We start from the raw sequence: 17,921 nt of genomic DNA, 5'->3' as shown, positions 1-17,921 counted from the left end.
AAATGCCAACAAGACTGACTTTCGGGGTTTCCCAAGCCTTCGGGGAAGCCCTTGCTCTCAAAGTCTCCACCCCAGGCATACGCCCCGTCGATGCGATCGAGCAGTTGCTGGCGGGCACCCTCGCTCAGAACCTTCGCGATTCTGCCTCCTTGACCCTCGTCAAACCGCCCTCCGTCAGACTCCACTCCATGTACTACAAGGACCGGTGTGCCGCGCTTCCGAAGTTGGCGGCCGACGGCTATGCCACATGGTACGTCGAGCTGGCGCTCTCAACGAAGCGAGATGATATCCCTGAGAAGGTCGAAATCGATGTGATCGGCTTCGAGTTGGAACCAATAAACTATGGGCCGGCGGGGCTTGCCGCTCATCGGCTCTGGTCGAAAAAAACTCAAAACTCAAGCCAACCACATATTACGGCTGAATCACCTTATTTTGCCCCCGTCGATTTTCTCCGACACGCTTCGTGCCCTCGAAGTAATGCCGCCGCTGGAACAGCCTTATGTGGCCAATCCCCGGCCTGGGCCACGCTCAAACGGTTTCGAGTTGGGGATACCGGGTTTCGAGGTTGTGTCATTTGATCATATTGTGAGCGGTGAGCGATACTTTTGCTCATGCGCGCGCCTCGCCCATGATAGAATGAAAACCACAGTGGACAACATGCATGCTGGCGACAATGCGTGGCCACGTCAGGTTACCCGCCTTCTATCCAACGTCGCCTACCGAGAGGGCGTTTGTCATCTCTGTGTTGCGCGGCGATCGGGAACGGAGGCCGTGGGCCTTCTTTATGGCGATGAGGTGCAGGAGTTCGTCTCCGCGTATATCGACCAGCTTATGTTGACCCATGATCTCGACAGGGCCACTGCTCGCTCCGAGGTTCAGCAAATCCTTGGGCTTAGTCGTTGGCTCCGAGAGGCGGAGATGTATAGCATCGTCAAAAAGCTGTTTCGTGATCAGGTTGTCATGCGAGAGGCTTCTCCGTCGTGGCTCGGTCGCCAACGCTTGGATGTGTTCATCCCGGCCCTAAACCTTGCGCTGGAGCACCAGGGAGAGCAGCACTACAGAGCGGTCAATGTATTCGGAGGCGACGAGGCATTGAAGCGCGGCCTGGAACGGGATGCGGTCAAAAGGCGCTTGTGTGAAGAAAACGGCGTGCACCTGGTCGAAATCAGGTTTGATGAACAGCTGACCATATCACGGCTCCGCCAAAAGCTGCGGCGCTATATTTGAACCGCTCGGCAAACGCGATCCTACGAGATAAGCGCGCCGGTGCGTGTAGGGCACGCCGCTTCGCAACCATCTTGTGGATAGCGGGAACATAGCGCGAGCTCTCGTGGCACCTAAGTAGATATTCGGGCAGAGTATTTTGATGCGTGCCTCGTTGATTTGGCACGCCTTCAAGGATCGCATGGCATTATCCCGCACTCAAATTCCGAAGCCGGAAAATCATCAGGATTTCGAGCGCCAATGTGCGATCCTTTGGTCGGAAAAGCTAAAGGACCCTAATCTTCAGCGCTTGGGGCGAAGTGGTCAAAATCAGCACGGTCTCGATATCATCGGCATCCGCGATGATGACCCGCGAAAACGGGTCGGAATTCAGTGCAAGTTGAAAAGTGGGAACGGAAAACTCACCGAAAAAGAGGTCCTCAGGGAGTTCCAAGCGGCACTCGCCATCAAGCCGCCGCTCACGGAATTTCACATCGTCACTACGGCCGACCGCGACACCGAAATCCAGCTGTTCGCTGATCGACTTGCTGTCGAGCAGATGGATGCCGGTCGCAAAATCCGATTTATCATTTGGGGCTGGCAGGCGATAACTGATGAGTTGGGGCGATACCCCGACGCTCTACTGGCGTTCGATGATAGCTACGGCGTATTCGGGCAACAGACGGTGGCCGCCGTCAACAAAGGCATCGACCTCCAACAGGAGGGAGAGAAAAAGGTCCTGGCGGCGTTGGCCGAAATGCATTCATCCATCAAGATGCAGGCTCCAGCCGATACCACCGTTGAACTCGCGCTTGCAATCGAGAAGTACCTCGACGCCGAGATCGACGGATACAGAGATGCGAACAAAGGTGGCCAACGCAGAATCGCTCTCACCCAGTTCACAGCACTTCTCGAGCGCGTCCAACGTGAGAGCGTCAGCGGCCGCATCCTGTTCCGGATAAAGGCGAATATCGGCTCCTGCCATCTGCTTTTGGGTAATGAAGCGGAAGGTATAAAATGGCTTCTCGAGGCGTACGACCACGCTCCACTCGAGCCCAAGGCGATCGCCAACAAGGCATATGCCCATCTGTTGATGGAGGACTGGGAGACAGTCCTCGCAATGGGGCGCGAAAACCTGAAGTCCGAAACCGCCGACGAAATGCTGTCGTCGCACGTCATCCAAGCGGCGAGGTTTTCGGGTTTCTCCGATGACCCTCTCACATTGGTGCCGCCGAAAGACCGAGAAGTCGCCTGCGTTCTTTTAGCGGTGGCACTTTTCCAGAGATCAAAGCCAGGCGAAGACTGGAAGACTTTGTCCCGGACACTCGCCGAACGCTTTCCGGAGGAGAGACTGGCTCGCCAGCTCGCGGCGGAGGCCGATCTCGACGATGTCATTGGCGATAATGACTATATCAACCATGTCTCGCTCACAGAGGGCGATCTTGAAAAGTTGAAGCGGTCCTCGCTCACGCTGGCGGAACTTTGGCAGGAAGTGAAAGCTGAAGATAAAAAGCTCGACGAGGCGGAAATCGCCATCTGCGGCAATCTGATGCTGTCTTATAGGGTCCTTGGTGATCACGCATCGGCGATGATCATCGTAAGAGAAATGCTTGCGATACCCGATCTTGACGATGACTCCGTGTTGCGAGCCGCCGCCGCTGCCATGGAAGCGGGTGACCATCCCGCAGTCGAAGAAATTCTACCGCGGCTTCCGGCCTCTTCATCAAGGAATCTCCTGTTTCTGCAGATGGCCGTGCTCAAGGGCGACTGGGACACGCTCGCCAAGCTCGATCCGGATGATGAAGAAGCGTATCCACCAACGGAACGGATATTGTGTCGCACCGCGATACGACTGGGCCAGCTCTGGCGACTTCGTGATGAGGAGAGTATTCCGCAACTGGCGAAAGTGATTCAGGATGTCGAGAAGCATCCCCGCGCCAGCATCATAACCGCTCAATATTGCGCGAACAAACGTCAGCCCGCACTCGCCGAAAAGGCCTGGGTTAATGCCCGCTCGAATATCGACGACAGAAGTCACATCGCCAGCCGCATGATGGTAGCGATGTACGCCTATCGCCATCGCTACTGGTCGGATACCGCAAGCCTACTGATAGAGCATATCGCGGTGGATCGCGATAGTGAGGAATTGAGAGCATTGGCCGGCTCGCTCGTTCAGGAGCGACCAATCAAACAACGGGCCACTGCGTTCTTCGCAGGTCTACCTGCAGAGGTTAGATCGTCTGCTCATTACCGTTATCTCGAAGGCCTCATGGAGTTCAATCGGGGGAACCTTCCTTCCGCCGAGCTGATCTTCAGCGCAGATATGGACGCTTCTCCGCGCCTCGAACTCCTACTCATGATGATCATGATCCTGCGCCGCCAGAACCGGGGCACGGAGATCCCCCCGCTACTGGCTCGCTTCGACATCGAAACGTTGGACGGTACGCCGATCGAGAAGATGAGAATCGCAGAGGAACTGCGACGTGCTGGGCACGAGCGAGCGGCGATTGGAATGGCCTATCCGGTGCTACGGGCCAACCTCAACGACGAAGCGGTTAATCTCTCGTATGCCATTCTAGTGTTCTCGATGGAGCACTTTGGCGACACTATCGGGACCAATGGGGTGGATGTCGGAACATGGGTCCAGCTTTCGGGAAGCCACGGAAAGGACTTTGATTTCGTCATAGAAGAAGGTGCTGACGACCCGAGCGGTGGATACTTGTCGCCGACGCATAAGCTGGCAGCCGAGGCAATCGGCAAAGCCGTAGGTGACACCATAAGCATTCCCCAGCAAATCGGGGATCATATCACCTGGACGATCAAAGAGGTCAAGCACCGCTATCTCCATGCCTTCCATGATATCCTAGCCAACTTCCAAACCAAATTTCCTAGTTCAAAAGGCCTCTTCGCCTTCGCAATGAAGGAAGACGACCTATCGCCAGTTCTCGATATGGTGCGCCGTCTCGCGGAACGTAGCGAGAAGGCGATAGACCTTTATGTGAAGGCGCGTATCCCCTTCCAGCTCGTGGCGGCAGTGTTCCACGAAAACCCCATCAATATAGCCGGCGGTATCGTGGAGGCAGACGAAGATATCAGCACGTGCTTGGGGATCGATCCAGAGCGAGAGGCGGCCTATGCCCTCATCAGAAACAGCAATCGAAGAGGTGTGGTGTTAGACGCCCATGCCGCTTGGACGGCGGCGACCCTCGACGTGCTCGATATCATCGAGGCTTCCCTCGGGCCTATCTATCTTCCCCAGTCATCGCTCGATAACCTCATTACGTTCCGTGGATTTGGCGACATCAAAAAGTCCCCATCGATGACCCTTTTTCATCGCGGCGGGGAGACCTTCCGCCGGGAGCACACTCAAGAATATGTGGAGGCACGCGAGCAGTATATTAGCCAACAGATCGAGAAAATCGAAAAAACCTGCATTGTCGCGCCGGTCGCAGCTCCGAATGACATTACACCATTTGAGAGCATGATCTTGGAAGAGTGCGGGGAAAGGGTATTTGACCCGATTTATCTCTGTACGGATGGCCGTGTTCTCCTGTCCGAGGACCTTCGATATAGGCAGTTTGCCAAAGAGATGCGGGTCGAAGGCCTTTGGCTGCAGGCGATTTTGATGGAGGCCAGGGGCAGAGGCGCGATTTCCGCCCAACGATATGCCGATGCAGTGGTCAACTTGGCGATCCTCCGCCATGACCCCGTAGCTATCGACGCGCCATTGATCAGATCGGTCATCGACCATGATCCCAGCGGGGACCTACGAACGCTCGACGCTCTGGCGCGCTACATCGGCAGCCGAGGGGCGGATTATGTATCTCATACGGCGGTTGTTCAGGAGTTTATCAACGCCACAGCCAACGACAGATCCCTCGACCGCTTGGTGAGACAGCGGTCCATTAGCATTCTCCTGCGGAAACTGATCCGTCACACCGGCGACGATTGGCCATTGCCGATCGCAATGCTGGAAGAGCAGCTGGGCTTTGACGACAGGACGTATCTAATAGGGTGGCTCAAGGGGCATTTTTTGAACCCGGCAATTGTCTACGCGCTAAGAAGACGTGTGAGTGCTTTTGTGGTCCAGCAAACGCTCGCTGCCAGCCGACATGGGGCTGCTACGTCGTCACAGCAAGCCTTGCTGGATACTCGTGGAGCACCAGCGCCAGCACTGCAGTCTCCGAGATCGCCGCGTAGCTCTGGTCGCCCAGACCTTCCTCCAAGCAAACGCAGATCAAAACGCAGACGGTGACGAAGTCGACGAACTTTTTGTGCGCACTGGCCAGAAATACAAAACACCCCCGTTAGGGAGCGTTAAGATGACCTCAAAATGAGACCCACAGGCTAGACCTGAGAGCTTATTTCGTGTGCGGATTGAATGATAATCAATTCGTATCTGGAGCCGCAACAAAATTCACAGAGCTGACCGGGACGAGGCTCCCTACTTTGTAAGCGCGAATTTCTCCGCACCTTCTGTAGTTGATTGAGCTTTGGCATTAGGTGTCCACCTAAAAGAGGTGGACACCTAGTTATGGATGAAGGTCAAAAACTCGCCGTGCGGCTGGTTGGTCGGAATGGAAGACGCCGCTTCGATCAAAGTTCGAAAGATCGCCTTGTTGCGGCCTGCCTTGAACCCGGCGCATCGGTATCGAAACTTGCGCGAGAAAACGGGGTCAACGCGAACCTTGTCTGGAAATGGATCAGGAAACACACCCAAGCCGATCCGTTATCCCCTTCTTCGACATCGGCGTTTATTCCGGTTCAGATCGCCGCCGCATGTAGCAGGTTCGACAATGAGATGCCTGCGACAGATCGTGATGAGCGATTACCGACGGCGGAGAGGAGCGGCCCGCTGTCCTCTCCAGCGAAGGTGAACGCTTCACTGCCGAATGGTGTGAGATTGTCGCTGGAGTGCAGCGATATCAGCGTGTTGACGGCGATAATCGGAGCTCTGGGCCATGTTTAAGCTTGGCGCTGATCTCAAGGTCTACCTCCATCGGGAGCCGATCGACTTCCGCGCGGGCATCAACAGCCTCGCGGTCCTGGTGCAGGAGGTGATGGAGCTTGACCCGTTTGCGCCTGCGGTTTTTGCCTTCTGCAATCGCCGTCACGACCGGGTAAAGCTGCTGTTCTTCGATCGGTCCGGCTTTGTCATGGTCCTGAAGAAATTGACGGAAGACAGGTTCCGCTGGCCCCGCCGAGAGACTGCGGTGGTGACGCTCTCGACCGAGCAGCTCCACTGGATACTCGACGGCATCGATATCGACGCGATGATCCGTCATCCGATGCGGCAATATCAGATCGCCGGCTGAAGGTGGGGAATTGAGCTGTTGACGCAAAGGGACGGTTCAGATTCAAGAATCGAATGGTCCGAGCCGGCGATCCTGACATTGCATTGCTGATGGCGCAGTTGGCGGCGAATGCTGCCGAAATCGCTGCGCTTAAAGCCGAGAAGGAAGCGCTCTCGCGACAGGTCGTGAAGCTGGAAGAGGAGCTGGCGCTCGCAAGGCTGCATCGCTTTGCACCCCGCAGCGAAAAGCACATTGATCGTCTCTTCAATGAGGCAGAAGACGCTGCCGTCAATGATGGTAGCGAGGAAGGCGATGTCGCCGATCTTCCCGACACCGGCCTGCCAGCGGTCGATAGCATCGCGGGAAAAAGCGTGGCCGCAGGCCTCTGCCGGAAGACCTGCCGCGGGAGCGCGTCGAATATGACCTCCCCGACCATCAGAAGTCTTGTCCCGGCTGCCAGGGTGAGATGCATCGCATGGGCGAGGCTGTTAGCGAACAGCTCCATATCGAGGTCAAGGCAAAGGTCCTGCAGAATGTGCGGTTCAAGTACGCTTGCCGCCATTGCGACCGCAGCGGGATCAACACTCCGGTCGTGATCGCGCCTATGCCGACGCAGCCCCTGCCGGGCAGCATTGCTACCGCCTCGACGCTGGCCTTCGCGTTCGTCCACAAATACGTCGACGGCACACCGCTCTACCGCGTGGCTCAGACATTCGAGCGTGCTGGTGTTCCGATCAGCCGGGGCGCTCTCGCTCACTGGGTGATCGGCTCAAGCGAGAAGCATCTGCACCGCATCTATGATGCGCTGAAGCTGCGGTTGCGATCGCAGCCTCTCATTCATGGCGATGAGACGACGGTTCAAGTCCTCAAGGAAAAGGACAAGGAAGCCACCAGCACATCGTACATGTGGGCGTATCGCAGCGGCGAGGACAGTGACGAGCCAATCGTATTGCTCGACTATCGGCCGGGGCGCGGCCAGATCCACCCGCAAACCTTCCTTGGTGACTACCGCGGCATATTGGTGACCGATGGCTACACCGCATGGCGAACATTGCATGGCGCAACCCATGTCGGGTGCATGGCTCATTCCCGGCGACGCTTCGTCGAGGCCCTCAAAACCAGGAAGAATGGAGGCGGACCGCCGGAACAGGCCCTCCGGTTCTTCGAGCAGCTCTACCGGATCGAAAAGCAGGCGCGAGACAAAAAGCCCGACGCCGGTGAAACGCAGGTCGATTGCATTCGCTACTTCCGGCAACAGCACAGCTTGCCTGTCCTGAACGCTCTAAAGGTGTGGCTCGACAATATCGCGCCAAAGATCGTGCCAGACACGAAGCTCGGCGATGCCGTGTCCTACACCCTGAACCAATGGGATTATCTGACACGCTATACCAGCGACGGCAGGATGCCGATCGATAACAACATTCTGGAACGCGATATCAGAGTTTTTGCGACCGGAAGAAAATCGTGGCTGTTCAGCGATACCGCCGACGGAGCCAAGGCCAGCGCCGTGATCTACAGTCTGATGCTGACTTGCCGCGCCTGTGGCGTCGACCCACTCTCTTGGCTGCGCCACGTTCTCACTGAGTTGCCGCAGCGCGACGAAGCCGCCGACATCGGCGACCTGCTGCCGTCCAACTACTCCAAGACTACCGTGACCTGATAGAGCCGGATATCGAAACCGGTGCGATCGCGCTTTAGCGCTGCCAAAGCCGTCAAGGCGCATCGAAAATCGCGCTTACCCTACTTTCGTAGTCTTCTTTAAGCAAGTCACGACATACGACCGTGGATATCGGATGCTGCGCACGTTGACGCTACCGATACGTGTTGTAGGTTCATGGCCAAGGCTGGGGGGTTCATGAACAAAATTGCAACGTTTTCGACCAATAGCATGGCGAGTATACTGGACAAGGAACTTGCCGAACTCTCCGGTGACGCCTTCGGTCACAGTCACTTTGCCGAAGTCCTCCAAAATCTAATCGAGGGCGGGCATACGCCGCCGTTCAGTATCGGATTGCTCGGTTCATGGGGAACGGGAAAAAGCACAATCAAGGAGCTGTACCTCAGGTCGTTGCGCGACGATAAAACCGGATCGAGAGGTGAACGCCGGAGTGATAAGGTACGCGCTATCACGTTCAATGCTTGGCGTTACGGAGGAGAGCAGGACCTCAAGCGGGCGCTTCTCCGACATGCTTATACCGAACTCGGCGGTGACGACGAGGCTCTTAGGCGTGAACTCTATAATCAGGTGTCAGCAATCGGCCAGGTCAAACGTGGTTGGTGGGAGTGGTCAAAGGAAGCGCTTCTTCAGGTTACCGCTTCGCTTGTCTTATTTGTTGGGTTGCTTGTTGTCTGTGTTGGCATCCTAACTATCGCAGCGCTTTATCTCGGCGGCACGGGAGCAATTACCGCGAGCGCTGTCGTTGCCGTCGCGGCTAGCGTGGCCGCAATCTTGGGAAAATATATCGTTGATCTTAGGCTTCGCTCGCCCGCTCTCTTCAATCCGCAGACGACAATCAAATTTCCGACCACTAGCGCTGAGGAATACGAAAGGCTTTTGATCACCCAGATTGCCAACTTTCGGCGGGCAAGCAAAAAGTGCGAGCGCTTGGTCGTCTTTGTTGACGACTTGGATCGTCTCTCCGCTACGGAAATGGTCTCGGGCCTGGACGCGATCCGGACCTTTCTCGAACTCTCGTCCAAAGCTGATGCCGATCATTTTGGCGTCATTTTCGTCATCTCCTGCGACGAGGACCGCGTTGCCGACGCGCTTTCGAAGAACAGGGGTCGTCTCGCGGAACTGCCGGGTTCGGTATTTACCCGCGCCGATGCGAGGCGGTATCTAGATCGCCTCTTTCAGTTCCGGCTTGAGATTCCGCCGTTTCCGAAGTTGGATATGCGGCAGTTCGCGACCGAAAAACTAGCCTCGGCGGGCTCCATTGGAAAAGAGATCGAAGTCGCAAGCGGTGCATCTTTGCAGGATATTGTCGAGCGGCTCATCCACGTGGGTGTGCAGAGCCCTCGAAACGCAATCCAGCTCATAAACGCATTCTCGCAGACATGGTGGTTAGCTGTAAGGCGCGAACGCGACGGCGACAGTTCAAGATTGCCCGGCGGGCTGTATTCGGGCGCGGTGACCAAACATCCGATCGCGCTTGCCGCGCTTTGCGTGCTCCGTGTTGACTTCCCGGATTTCTATAACGCACTTCAAAAGCGGCCCGAACTTATTCAGGAGTTCAACCGTGTCGTCCTCCGTGGGGAAGCCGGCACTGGCTTAGCTCCCGCGGCCGAGTTCGCGTTGAAGGAGTTTCTCGTCGTCAAAGACGAACAAATTCAAAGTGAATTGAGGCCGGAGCATCGGCAGCTTCGTCAATATCTGGCCAGCCTATCGGGTGTCCGGTGGCCGAAATCGTTGCAGCCGTTATTGCTCCTCGCTGAGGATTCCACGAGCAGGAAGTTTGGCGATGGTGCTTCCGCTCTGAACGACGCCTTTGTTTCTGGCGACGTAACGGGCGTCCTCGAAGTATTTGGCCGCCACCTGGACACCCGCCCGCTGGATCGCGATGACGTTCTGCTTCTCCGTGATTTGACCGAAGGATTGGCGGATGAAACGGAAACGCGGCGTATAAATGGTGCAAGGGTGCTAGCCGCGATTGCCGCTCGCATCCCGGACGACATTCGAAATGGCATAATGGTCCCGCTGGCTCGTAGCTTGACCCAACTGCCACAGGTGCGAGTCATTGTCGGTGCGCTGCAGGCCCGGACGGTGATCGAAACGGTCGGTTCCGATGATCGGCGTGACGTCGCCGCACGGTTCGCCACGGACCTTCTCACGTCCCAGCAAAAAGAGTGGCGATTGCCTACGGGCGAAACACCAAATCTTGGGGAACTTGTAGCGGCCGTGGAGGACGCTGTTTCTTTGATCCTCGACGTACGCGAGCGGGATGGCATCGACCCCAACACCGATAGGGTCCTCAAAGAATGGTTGCTGGTTCGAGGTGTCGCGTCAAAAGAAGGCGGGACGACGCTTCCATTCAGCAAGCTGGAAATTTGGGTTGAGGAACAGGCTCCGGGACTGGTTAGCCTCCTCGCAGCGGACTATGTCGATCTTTGTATAGCAGAACTTAGTGCGACTAAGCCGCAAGTAGGGGACGTCACGCGTGTCCTTGCGACAATCGCTAATGTACATAAAAAGCTGGATCGCGAAGGCCAGGAAAGCCGTGAGATTGTCTGGAGGCAACTGACATCGATGGTGGCTCTCCGCCACGAGAAAGCAGTTTCCACCTCATGGGAAACCGCCGCCGGCTACGCAAGCGGCGCGCTACCATCGCAGACCAACAGCTATCTTGCCGCGTTCGCTGATCGTCTTGCGAAGGAGATGAGCGATGACAAGGCATGGGCACTAAACTGGAAAGCAGGGTCAACCTATTTCCTCGACCTTTTTGCAGGATGGGCGGATGCCGTAGATAGCACCAGCGCCGAAGGGTTACTCCCATTGCTGCTGTTGTGGGCAGGGTACGACGAATTGGGTTCTGAGTTCCAGCGTGGTGCCGAAATTCTGAGGTCTCGCCACCTTGTCGCATGGCAATCGCTTATGGGGCAGCTCGTGGCGAAACCAATCAAAGCAGTCGATAACGGCGCATTGCGGTATCTTGCCAAGAGCCTTCCCGAGTTATCGGACGAACAAAAGGTAGCGTGGGCTGTTCAGCTTTCCGCGGTACTCAGTAAGTCTCCGACGGACGATGGTGATGCGGAAAGCTATCGTCTGATTGTCGAGGCGTCCGATTTGAAAACTTGGGAAGGGCCTCCATTGCAGGCCCATGCTCAAGCACTGGCAGACCGCATTATCAACTCCGCTGGGCAGACAAAGGTTGTTGCCTCCTTTTTTCCTTCGGCGCTCCGACTATTGCCGGCTCTTCCAAAGAGTTCCTCGGGAAGTACCTTGCAGTCGATCTTCGAGCAGGCCTTCGGCGTCCCGGAAACCTATGTCCTGCTTCACAAGGAAATCAAAGGAAAATGGCCGAGGCCTGGCACCGAGGTGGGAACTTACGATGGTGATCACTTGTCCGCGAGAGCAACACAATTTGTCCGAACTCAACCTACCGTAAGCGGGATTGGGGAAGTATTTGAATCTCAGGTCGAAATGGTTGACAAGGGGATTGCACCCGAGACATCCCGACCTGCAATCGCGGCGCTTGTCCCCCTCATCTGGTCTTCGGCACCGGATTCGGTGATTGCTTGCCTTGGTTCGATTGTCTCCGCAATCGAGCCGTCCGACGTCGCCGCTGCCTTGGCGGGCGGCAAGCCCGAAGCTGAAGCAGTCAAGCAGATTGCCAAATCTATCGCGTCAAATGCGGATGGGAACCGTCGCCAAGCGATCACGACGGCCATTCTCGCATCCCCGCCAGTCGCATACGAGGGAGAACCGGACGGCTCGCTGTGGATTTGGGCCGATGCGCTCGGCGAGGAGTTCATTTCCACGTTCCGCGTCGTTTTGGCGGATACGGGCCTGACGGACGACCAGGCACAACGACTTGTCGCCCAAATCTTGGCAAGAAAGCAATCGCTTGGCGTCCAGTTTTTCGTCTCTGACCTCGCTTCTCTCTTCGCTTTCACCGGGCGTCCAAAGGCAAATGCCCTTGCATTCTCACAGATCGACGAGATCGTGGCAATTGTCCGCAATCAAGATCAGAGGAGCGCCCTCGCGAGCGCGTTTATTGCACTGCTGCCGTCATGCTCGGTTGCCCAGATCAGAGTGCTAGCCCCTGTTGTGAGAGATTTGGGCGGGACTGCGAACCTAGAGAAAAACGGCTCCGTACAGGCAGAGCTGGACGATGATCAACTCGCCGCTATTGTAGAAGGATTTCCAGAGGCCAAGCCGCTACGGAAGGCGCTGGAACAGCGTTCTAAAGATGGATGAATGGGTTGGTCTCGTTAATCTCGGAAAGTCCTATTACTCTCCGAGAAATAGAAATCATACCGTTTTGTCCGTCTGCACTACATAGGATCTGCATACTAGCAGGATCGCTGTTCCCTCTAACCTATCCCTTCACACCGCCGCCGAGAAAATCGAGGCGATAGCAAAGATTAATTTCCGGAGCATCGGCAGCGCGTACCGGATGTCCTAAATGGCGGCCTGATGCTCGGACGCCACCCAATCAGGCGGCTACAATAAACTTCTGATAGATGGCAGAGAACCTCCACTGTGTTGATTTCCGCTAGGAACTGGCCCAGTCAGAGGCTTTCGCTCAAATGCAAGAGGCTGACGCAAGGAGCCGAGAGGCCGAAGAAAAGAAGCGGCTGGCTCCATATGTCAAAAAGCTCATAGCCGATGCTCGCTTTCTCGCCCCGAAAATTAGTGCCTCCAAGCGAGAGGCGCTGGCGGAAACACTGTTTCCAGATCTTGATCGATCAACGGTACGCAAGATCGCCGAGAAGGCCGCGACCGACCTCTGGTTAACGGGCATTGAGAAATACCCATGGATTTCAGGGATGTGACGGCGGTCGCGTTACTGACGATGCACGCGCCAATCATAGAAGAGCTAGTGGTCCCGACGTCCTGCGGAATGCGAGCACCGATTACGCTGCTTTACGGACTGTGGTCATCTTAGTGAATTCGGATAGTATTTCCGGATAAAACTCCGCGAGATGGCGTACCACCCTCGCATTGCTTATTATCCGCGTCACATAGCCAACAGCGAGCACGAGGTCGAGATGATCGGTGCCGTAATCATGCTCTATGGCTTTGAACTCACGATCAAGCGTCGCCGACTCCCGCTCCATAAGCAGGATTTGGTCCTCGCTAAGTCCAGCAATCTTTTTCTTTGGAGCCACGAGCATAGAGTCGGGACTGGCGGCAACCAGCGACTTGGCATAGCTGACCGAGAACTTGTTCATTACGACCATCAATCCAGCGGCCTCGATCTGCCGCATAGGTTTCATTTTTCGTAATTCGCCGATTGTGTTGATAGGAACATGCTTTTCTTTGAGCATGTCGATAGCCTCGTCGCACATCCCATCCAGCAAGTTCTTCTTATGACGAATGCTCGAAATGTTTACATTGAGTGCCCGCGCCAAGCGTTCTTCGGGCACGCCTTTTTCAATTGCCTTCAGGATCATCTTATGTTCCTGGATCGTGGCTAGACGGCTTATACGGCGATTATACGTGTAAGCCTCGTCCTCTGTGGCAACCAGACAAACGACTTCGGTCTCGCCGCGCTTGGCAAGGACGTCGAGACGGACATGACCGTCCAAAAGATGAAATTTATCCGGCTGTCGTCTGTCTCGGATGACGACTGGAGGCTCGATGATACCTACCTCCGCAATCGAAGCCGCTATTTGCCCATATTTCATAGACTTCAGTGCGGCAGGTGATAGCTGCTTCAGAGGCAGAATTTCGGCTATCGGTATTCGCAGGCTCATGTTTTCGAACGCTAACGGAATAGATGAACCGAACACAGGGGATTTCATCGGGATGATCCTCCTGCCGCTTGGAGTTTCGCTGCCAGCGCTTCGGGAAGTGAGGCAAATCCCTCCTCGGATAAGATGGCATTGAATTGAGCATCCGCCAGGAGTTTGCGAATGGCCGCCGTAATAAAGGTAAGGCGAGCTTTGGCGGTCTCCGCCCGGCGTATTAGCATACGCTTGCGATCAACGTCGTCTTCAAATGCCTTGAGCAAGGCCTCCGATGACATAGGGCGCGGGCGGGGGTTGGAGGTATCATATTTCAATGTCCTGCCGCGCCGTCGGCGTATTTCGACGATCCTCTTGGCAATCAATAATTTCTTGCCGCGCAAGAGCTTTTTCTCGTACGCAGATTGAAGAGCGGCTTGAATATCCTGGTCTTCGGCGTCGGCGATCTCCACAGCAACGCTGAATGGAATTTGGCCGGATTCCACCGATCTTAGTAGCCGTTCCTCGCCTTTCTCGATTAAACGAACAACGGCGTAGACATATTCAGCGGAAAGACCGGTCATTCGGGCGATTTCTGGAATGCCGTGGCCTCGCTCATGCATCGCACCGATGTCCTGCAGGAGATCAACTGCTCGATGTTGTCTACGGGCGCAGTTCTCAACAAGGCTTGCGACTAGGCAATCTTCCTTGTTCGCATTGACGACAAGAGCTGGTACTTCCTGTTGTCCCAGTGCTCTGAACGCCTCCAGACGCCCCTGTCCGCACACGAGATCGTAGAATGGTCCGCTGGCCTCCATCCGACGCGTCACGGTGATCGGGCGCTTCAGTCCAATCTCCCCAATATTTGCGATGATTTCCTTGAAGTGTTTCTTGTTACGAATACGCGGATTGACCACCGTAATCTTATTGATCGGGATCATCTCGACTTTTTGTGCAGGAACCGCAACCATTACGCCACCTCCGAGAATGACCTGCGGGCCGCCATCGCATAAAAACGCGACAGCGTCTCACAGCGATACGCATCAAGAGACAAACCGTTGAATTCGCAGAGCCGCAACACAGCCTGATGCATGTCGAATAACGGCAATAGATAGTAGTCATATGGTTCGAGGTTGCCTGGCCCCATTCGGACCACGACCGTGATGTCAGGCCTGAGCACCGTATCCAGGCGCATCTTCCACCTGAGCGATCCCGCTGCTGTCTGCAAACAGCGAACGATGACGACTGAAGCGGAAAACTCCTCGTTAATAGTCAGTAAATCCGTCTCCCGGTCCTGCGAAACAGAACCGCCTGCTGATCGGAGACCTTGAATTACCCCGGCGAGAAGATCGGGATACATACGGCGGAGCGCCTGATTGATCTGCAAATAGCGATAATCATGGTCCGGGACGAACCCGACCAGCGCGTAGGCACGCAACAGGCTGCCAAAACGATGGGAGTAGGAACTGCTGGATGGGCAGTCTTCCATCTCATCAATAATCAGGCCGGACAGATACCCCTGATTTTCGAGGACCTTGGCAAGCTTTTCCAGCATCGCGTCATCGGACAAACGATCTGCACGAGCAGCAATGGTCTCACGGGCTCTTTGGAACATCTCGACAGGTACGATACCTGTAAATGCTCCGTTGGCACGAACCCACTCGCCCTCAGGGTTCCTTACATGCGATTGCTTGAGTTTGAATGACGTGCGACCCCAGACGTTGTGCCCGACATACTTCTCGTTGATCAGTACCTGATGAACAGTGCCACGAGTCCATGGTCGATCCCAGTCGGTCAAAATTCCTTCTGCATTCAGGATCGCTGCGATTTCGGCCTCGATCTGGCCCTTGATGACAAAGAGGTCGTAAATCCTTCTCACAATTCGGATTTCTTCCTCCGGACCGGGAATAAGGATGACCCTGTCGGTCGCAATACTCTTATGTTCGCCGCGTGCCAGCTCCCCTTTGGGAACACCATTTTGGTCAACGAGTTGGCGACGCAAACCCATGCCAGGAGCGCCGCCCTGCCTATAACCAAGCCGGATGAGATTGGCCTGACCGTTAAAAACCTTGACTGATAAATCGCGACTATATTCGCCAGCCATTGCCCGTTTCATGGTCTTGATAATCGAGGAGCCCATGCTCCCGTCATTTGCAAACTGTTCGGCACAATAGTGCACAAGAATTCCTTGCCGCTTGCAGCGAAGCTCGATTTCTGCGGCCTCGTCAGGGTCCTGGAACCTGCCCAAGCGGCTGACGTCGTACACGAGAATGGCCTTATAGTTCGCCCGACCACCTTCAACATCGGTGAGTAAATTCTGAAGAGCGTCACGGCCAACTAGGCGCAATCCACTCTTCCCTTCATCAGCGTATGATTGGATAATTTCGAAACCATTTTTCTCGGCATATCGGTGGATGACAGCGAGCTGGTTGTCGGTCGAGTATTTTTGATGGTCAGTGGACATTCGAACGTAAGTCGCGGCCGGAACTTTTGGCCGCTCGGGCGAGGTCGTATCGCCGTTCTTCTGGCTCCACTCTATAACCATCACATGTCAACAATTCTCGTTACGATAAGACTGCGGCGGCGGGAGTATATATCGAGGAGGCAGGAAAGATGGTTCCGATTAAGGGCACAATTGTTCACGGTGGCGACCCGAAGCTTCGCGACGGTTACGTCGCTACAATTTCGGAGGCGTTACGACATGAACTTGGGTCAAGCGCGCCGGCCATCAAAACGATAATGCGATGGACGGGAGCAAGTAATCGCGCAGCCAAATATTGGCTTGCTGGAGAGCGAGGCCCTGGCGGCTGGCATTTGATTCAACTGGCAAGGAATTCGGATGCGGTACTCCATGCTTTTCTGGCGATGGCCAACCGAGACATATTTGAGGTTTCAATCGAGTTGAACGCTGCCCAGGCGTCACTCGCTCGCGCCGCCGCCATTCTAAGTGCGTTGGCCCCGCGGCGGTGAAATGTGATACGTCTCGGAGGACAGGGTTGACGACGAAGCGATTGGCATTTGCGCCGCGACCTAAGATGCCCGGAGGGAAAATCGTTTCCCGAACCGCTATTCTTTCAATTTGATGTCGTCCTTTTCGGCGAAGTAGTACATATGTCCGGAGACGCCGCGCCATCCTTCCTCAGGTATCGCGTTTGACCGCAGTTGGGTGGCACCGACAAGCCGTTCGAGATCGAAGAGTTTCAGATCGAAAATCATGCCGATGGTGTTCTGGAAGTCGGCGAGACCGAAACGGCGGATGTGATCGTGCTGATGGAACCGCCTGGTCCGCTCTTCGCCTGAAAGATTTCCGAGGTCGCTCTCGTAGTGCCCGTCATGGATCGGAATGCAGAAAATATGCTTCCCACCAGGCTTCAGACTTCTGTGCAGGTGATAAAGCACTGCGGTTTCGTTGCATGGAAGGTGTTCCATGACGTGTGAATGCAGAACGATATCGTAGTGCTGCGATGGCAGCTTTTCGGCACCTGTGACCAGATCGAGGAGCCGGGTATTGAGTTCCGGAGGATATCGCTCCGGGCTGATGTCGAAAGCCTCATAGCCCTTGCCGACGATATTCTTGATGAATAGGCCGATGCCGTATTCCGGTGCGAGATGCATAACCCGCTGACCTGGCTGAATCCAACCCGTGGCATCGAGGATGGTTTTCAGGATTCGGGTGCGTTCGACCGCCCCGCACGACGCGCAGATCGCCGACGGTCGACCGTTGAAATCCCTTAGGTTTGAACTTCCACATACATTGCAAAACACCATATCGCCCCATCTCTTGGTAGAATCACTGCATTTTTGGGAGCGTATGAATGGGCAGTTACCGAGTATCCGCATAACAGAGGGGGAAACTACCCTCTGGGGTACAGGATGATGATTTGGTGATCTTCGCCGCAATGATGTCAGCCCTCTAAACCGGACCACTCCGAAGCGTGGGATCAAAGAAGCTCGATGGGACGAGGCAAGCTTCGGCATCGAATGATCGATCTCTTCTGGCTTCCAGAACGGGACCCACTTGCAATTTACGACGCA

11 protein-coding genes and 1 pseudogene are annotated in these 17,921 nt (G+C 55.4%); 7 read left to right on the top strand and 5 right to left on the bottom strand.

The window, feature by feature from the left end:
• Positions 1-357: 357 nt before the first annotated feature.
• The 4 genes from HB780_RS18600 to tnpB all read left to right on the top strand — a co-directional run bounded on the left by HB780_RS18600 (position 358) and on the right by tnpB (position 6,518).
• Positions 358-1,227, top strand: coding sequence for a hypothetical protein (locus HB780_RS18600; RefSeq protein ID WP_183694788.1), 870 nt, complete (start codon positions 358-360; stop codon positions 1,225-1,227).
• A gap of 139 nt (positions 1,228-1,366) precedes the next feature.
• Complete coding sequence (locus HB780_RS18595) at positions 1,367-5,458, top strand: PIN domain-containing protein (protein WP_183694785.1); 4,092 nt, start codon at positions 1,367-1,369, stop codon at positions 5,456-5,458.
• A 279-nt stretch (positions 5,459-5,737) separates the two neighbouring features.
• Positions 5,738-6,172 carry an IS66-like element accessory protein TnpA gene (gene tnpA / locus HB780_RS18590; RefSeq protein WP_183694782.1) on the top strand — a complete coding sequence of 145 codons (435 nt, stop codon included), beginning with the start codon at positions 5,738-5,740 and terminating at the stop codon, positions 6,170-6,172.
• Positions 6,165-6,518 (top strand): IS66 family insertion sequence element accessory protein TnpB, encoded by a 354-nt coding sequence (gene tnpB, locus HB780_RS18585; RefSeq protein ID WP_072642615.1) that lies wholly within the window; start codon positions 6,165-6,167, stop codon positions 6,516-6,518. Before tnpA ends, tnpB begins: the two co-directional genes overlap by 8 nt.
• Here the strand turns inward: tnpB and HB780_RS33525 are convergent.
• On the bottom strand, positions 6,503-6,748 hold the full coding sequence (locus tag HB780_RS33525) for a hypothetical protein (RefSeq protein WP_286203213.1): 246 nt from the start codon (positions 6,746-6,748) through the stop codon (positions 6,503-6,505). The two genes, tnpB and HB780_RS33525, sit on opposite strands and share 16 nt — an antisense overlap.
• On the opposite strand from HB780_RS33525, the pseudogene tnpC reads away from it, so the two are divergent.
• The 3 genes and pseudogenes from tnpC (at position 6,638) to HB780_RS18570 (ending at position 12,992) form a co-directional block, all read left to right on the top strand.
• A pseudogene (gene tnpC / locus HB780_RS18580) lies at positions 6,638-8,157 on the top strand (IS66 family transposase). The gene HB780_RS33525 and the pseudogene tnpC sit on opposite strands and share 111 nt — an antisense overlap.
• Positions 8,158-8,352: 195 nt before the next feature.
• On the top strand, positions 8,353-12,414 hold the full coding sequence (locus HB780_RS18575; RefSeq protein WP_183694779.1) for a P-loop NTPase fold protein: 4,062 nt from the start codon (positions 8,353-8,355) through the stop codon (positions 12,412-12,414).
• Between the two features lie 332 nt (positions 12,415-12,746).
• Positions 12,747-12,992: a hypothetical protein gene (locus HB780_RS18570; protein WP_183694776.1), complete on the top strand. Its 246-nt coding sequence runs from the start codon at positions 12,747-12,749 to the stop codon at positions 12,990-12,992.
• Between the two features lie 81 nt (positions 12,993-13,073).
• Here the strand turns inward: HB780_RS18570 and HB780_RS18565 are convergent, their stop codons facing one another.
• From HB780_RS18565 to HB780_RS18550, 4 genes are all read right to left on the bottom strand, one after another.
• Positions 13,074-13,964 (bottom strand): plasmid partitioning protein RepB C-terminal domain-containing protein, encoded by an 891-nt coding sequence (locus HB780_RS18565; protein WP_183694773.1) that lies wholly within the window; start codon positions 13,962-13,964, stop codon positions 13,074-13,076.
• Positions 13,961-14,857: a plasmid partitioning protein RepB C-terminal domain-containing protein gene (locus HB780_RS18560; protein WP_183694770.1), complete on the bottom strand. Its 897-nt coding sequence runs from the start codon at positions 14,855-14,857 to the stop codon at positions 13,961-13,963. The genes HB780_RS18565 and HB780_RS18560 overlap by 4 nt, the downstream gene beginning before the upstream one ends.
• Positions 14,857-16,431, bottom strand: a complete 1,575-nt coding sequence (locus HB780_RS18555; RefSeq protein WP_183697244.1) for a recombinase family protein — start codon at positions 16,429-16,431, stop codon at positions 14,857-14,859. The genes HB780_RS18560 and HB780_RS18555 overlap by 1 nt, the downstream gene beginning before the upstream one ends.
• 521 nt (positions 16,432-16,952) lie before the next feature.
• A complete protein-coding gene (locus HB780_RS18550) occupies positions 16,953-17,501 on the bottom strand; it encodes a class I SAM-dependent methyltransferase (protein ID WP_286203140.1) in 549 nt (182 codons plus the stop codon).
• Positions 17,502-17,921 lie beyond the last annotated feature (420 nt).

The organism is Rhizobium lusitanum, assembly GCF_014189535.1.
GTDB lineage: Bacteria > Pseudomonadota > Alphaproteobacteria > Rhizobiales > Rhizobiaceae > Rhizobium > Rhizobium lusitanum_C.
The sequence above is the reverse complement of the archived record's forward strand: the minus strand, read 5'-3'. Positions and strand labels throughout refer to the sequence as shown.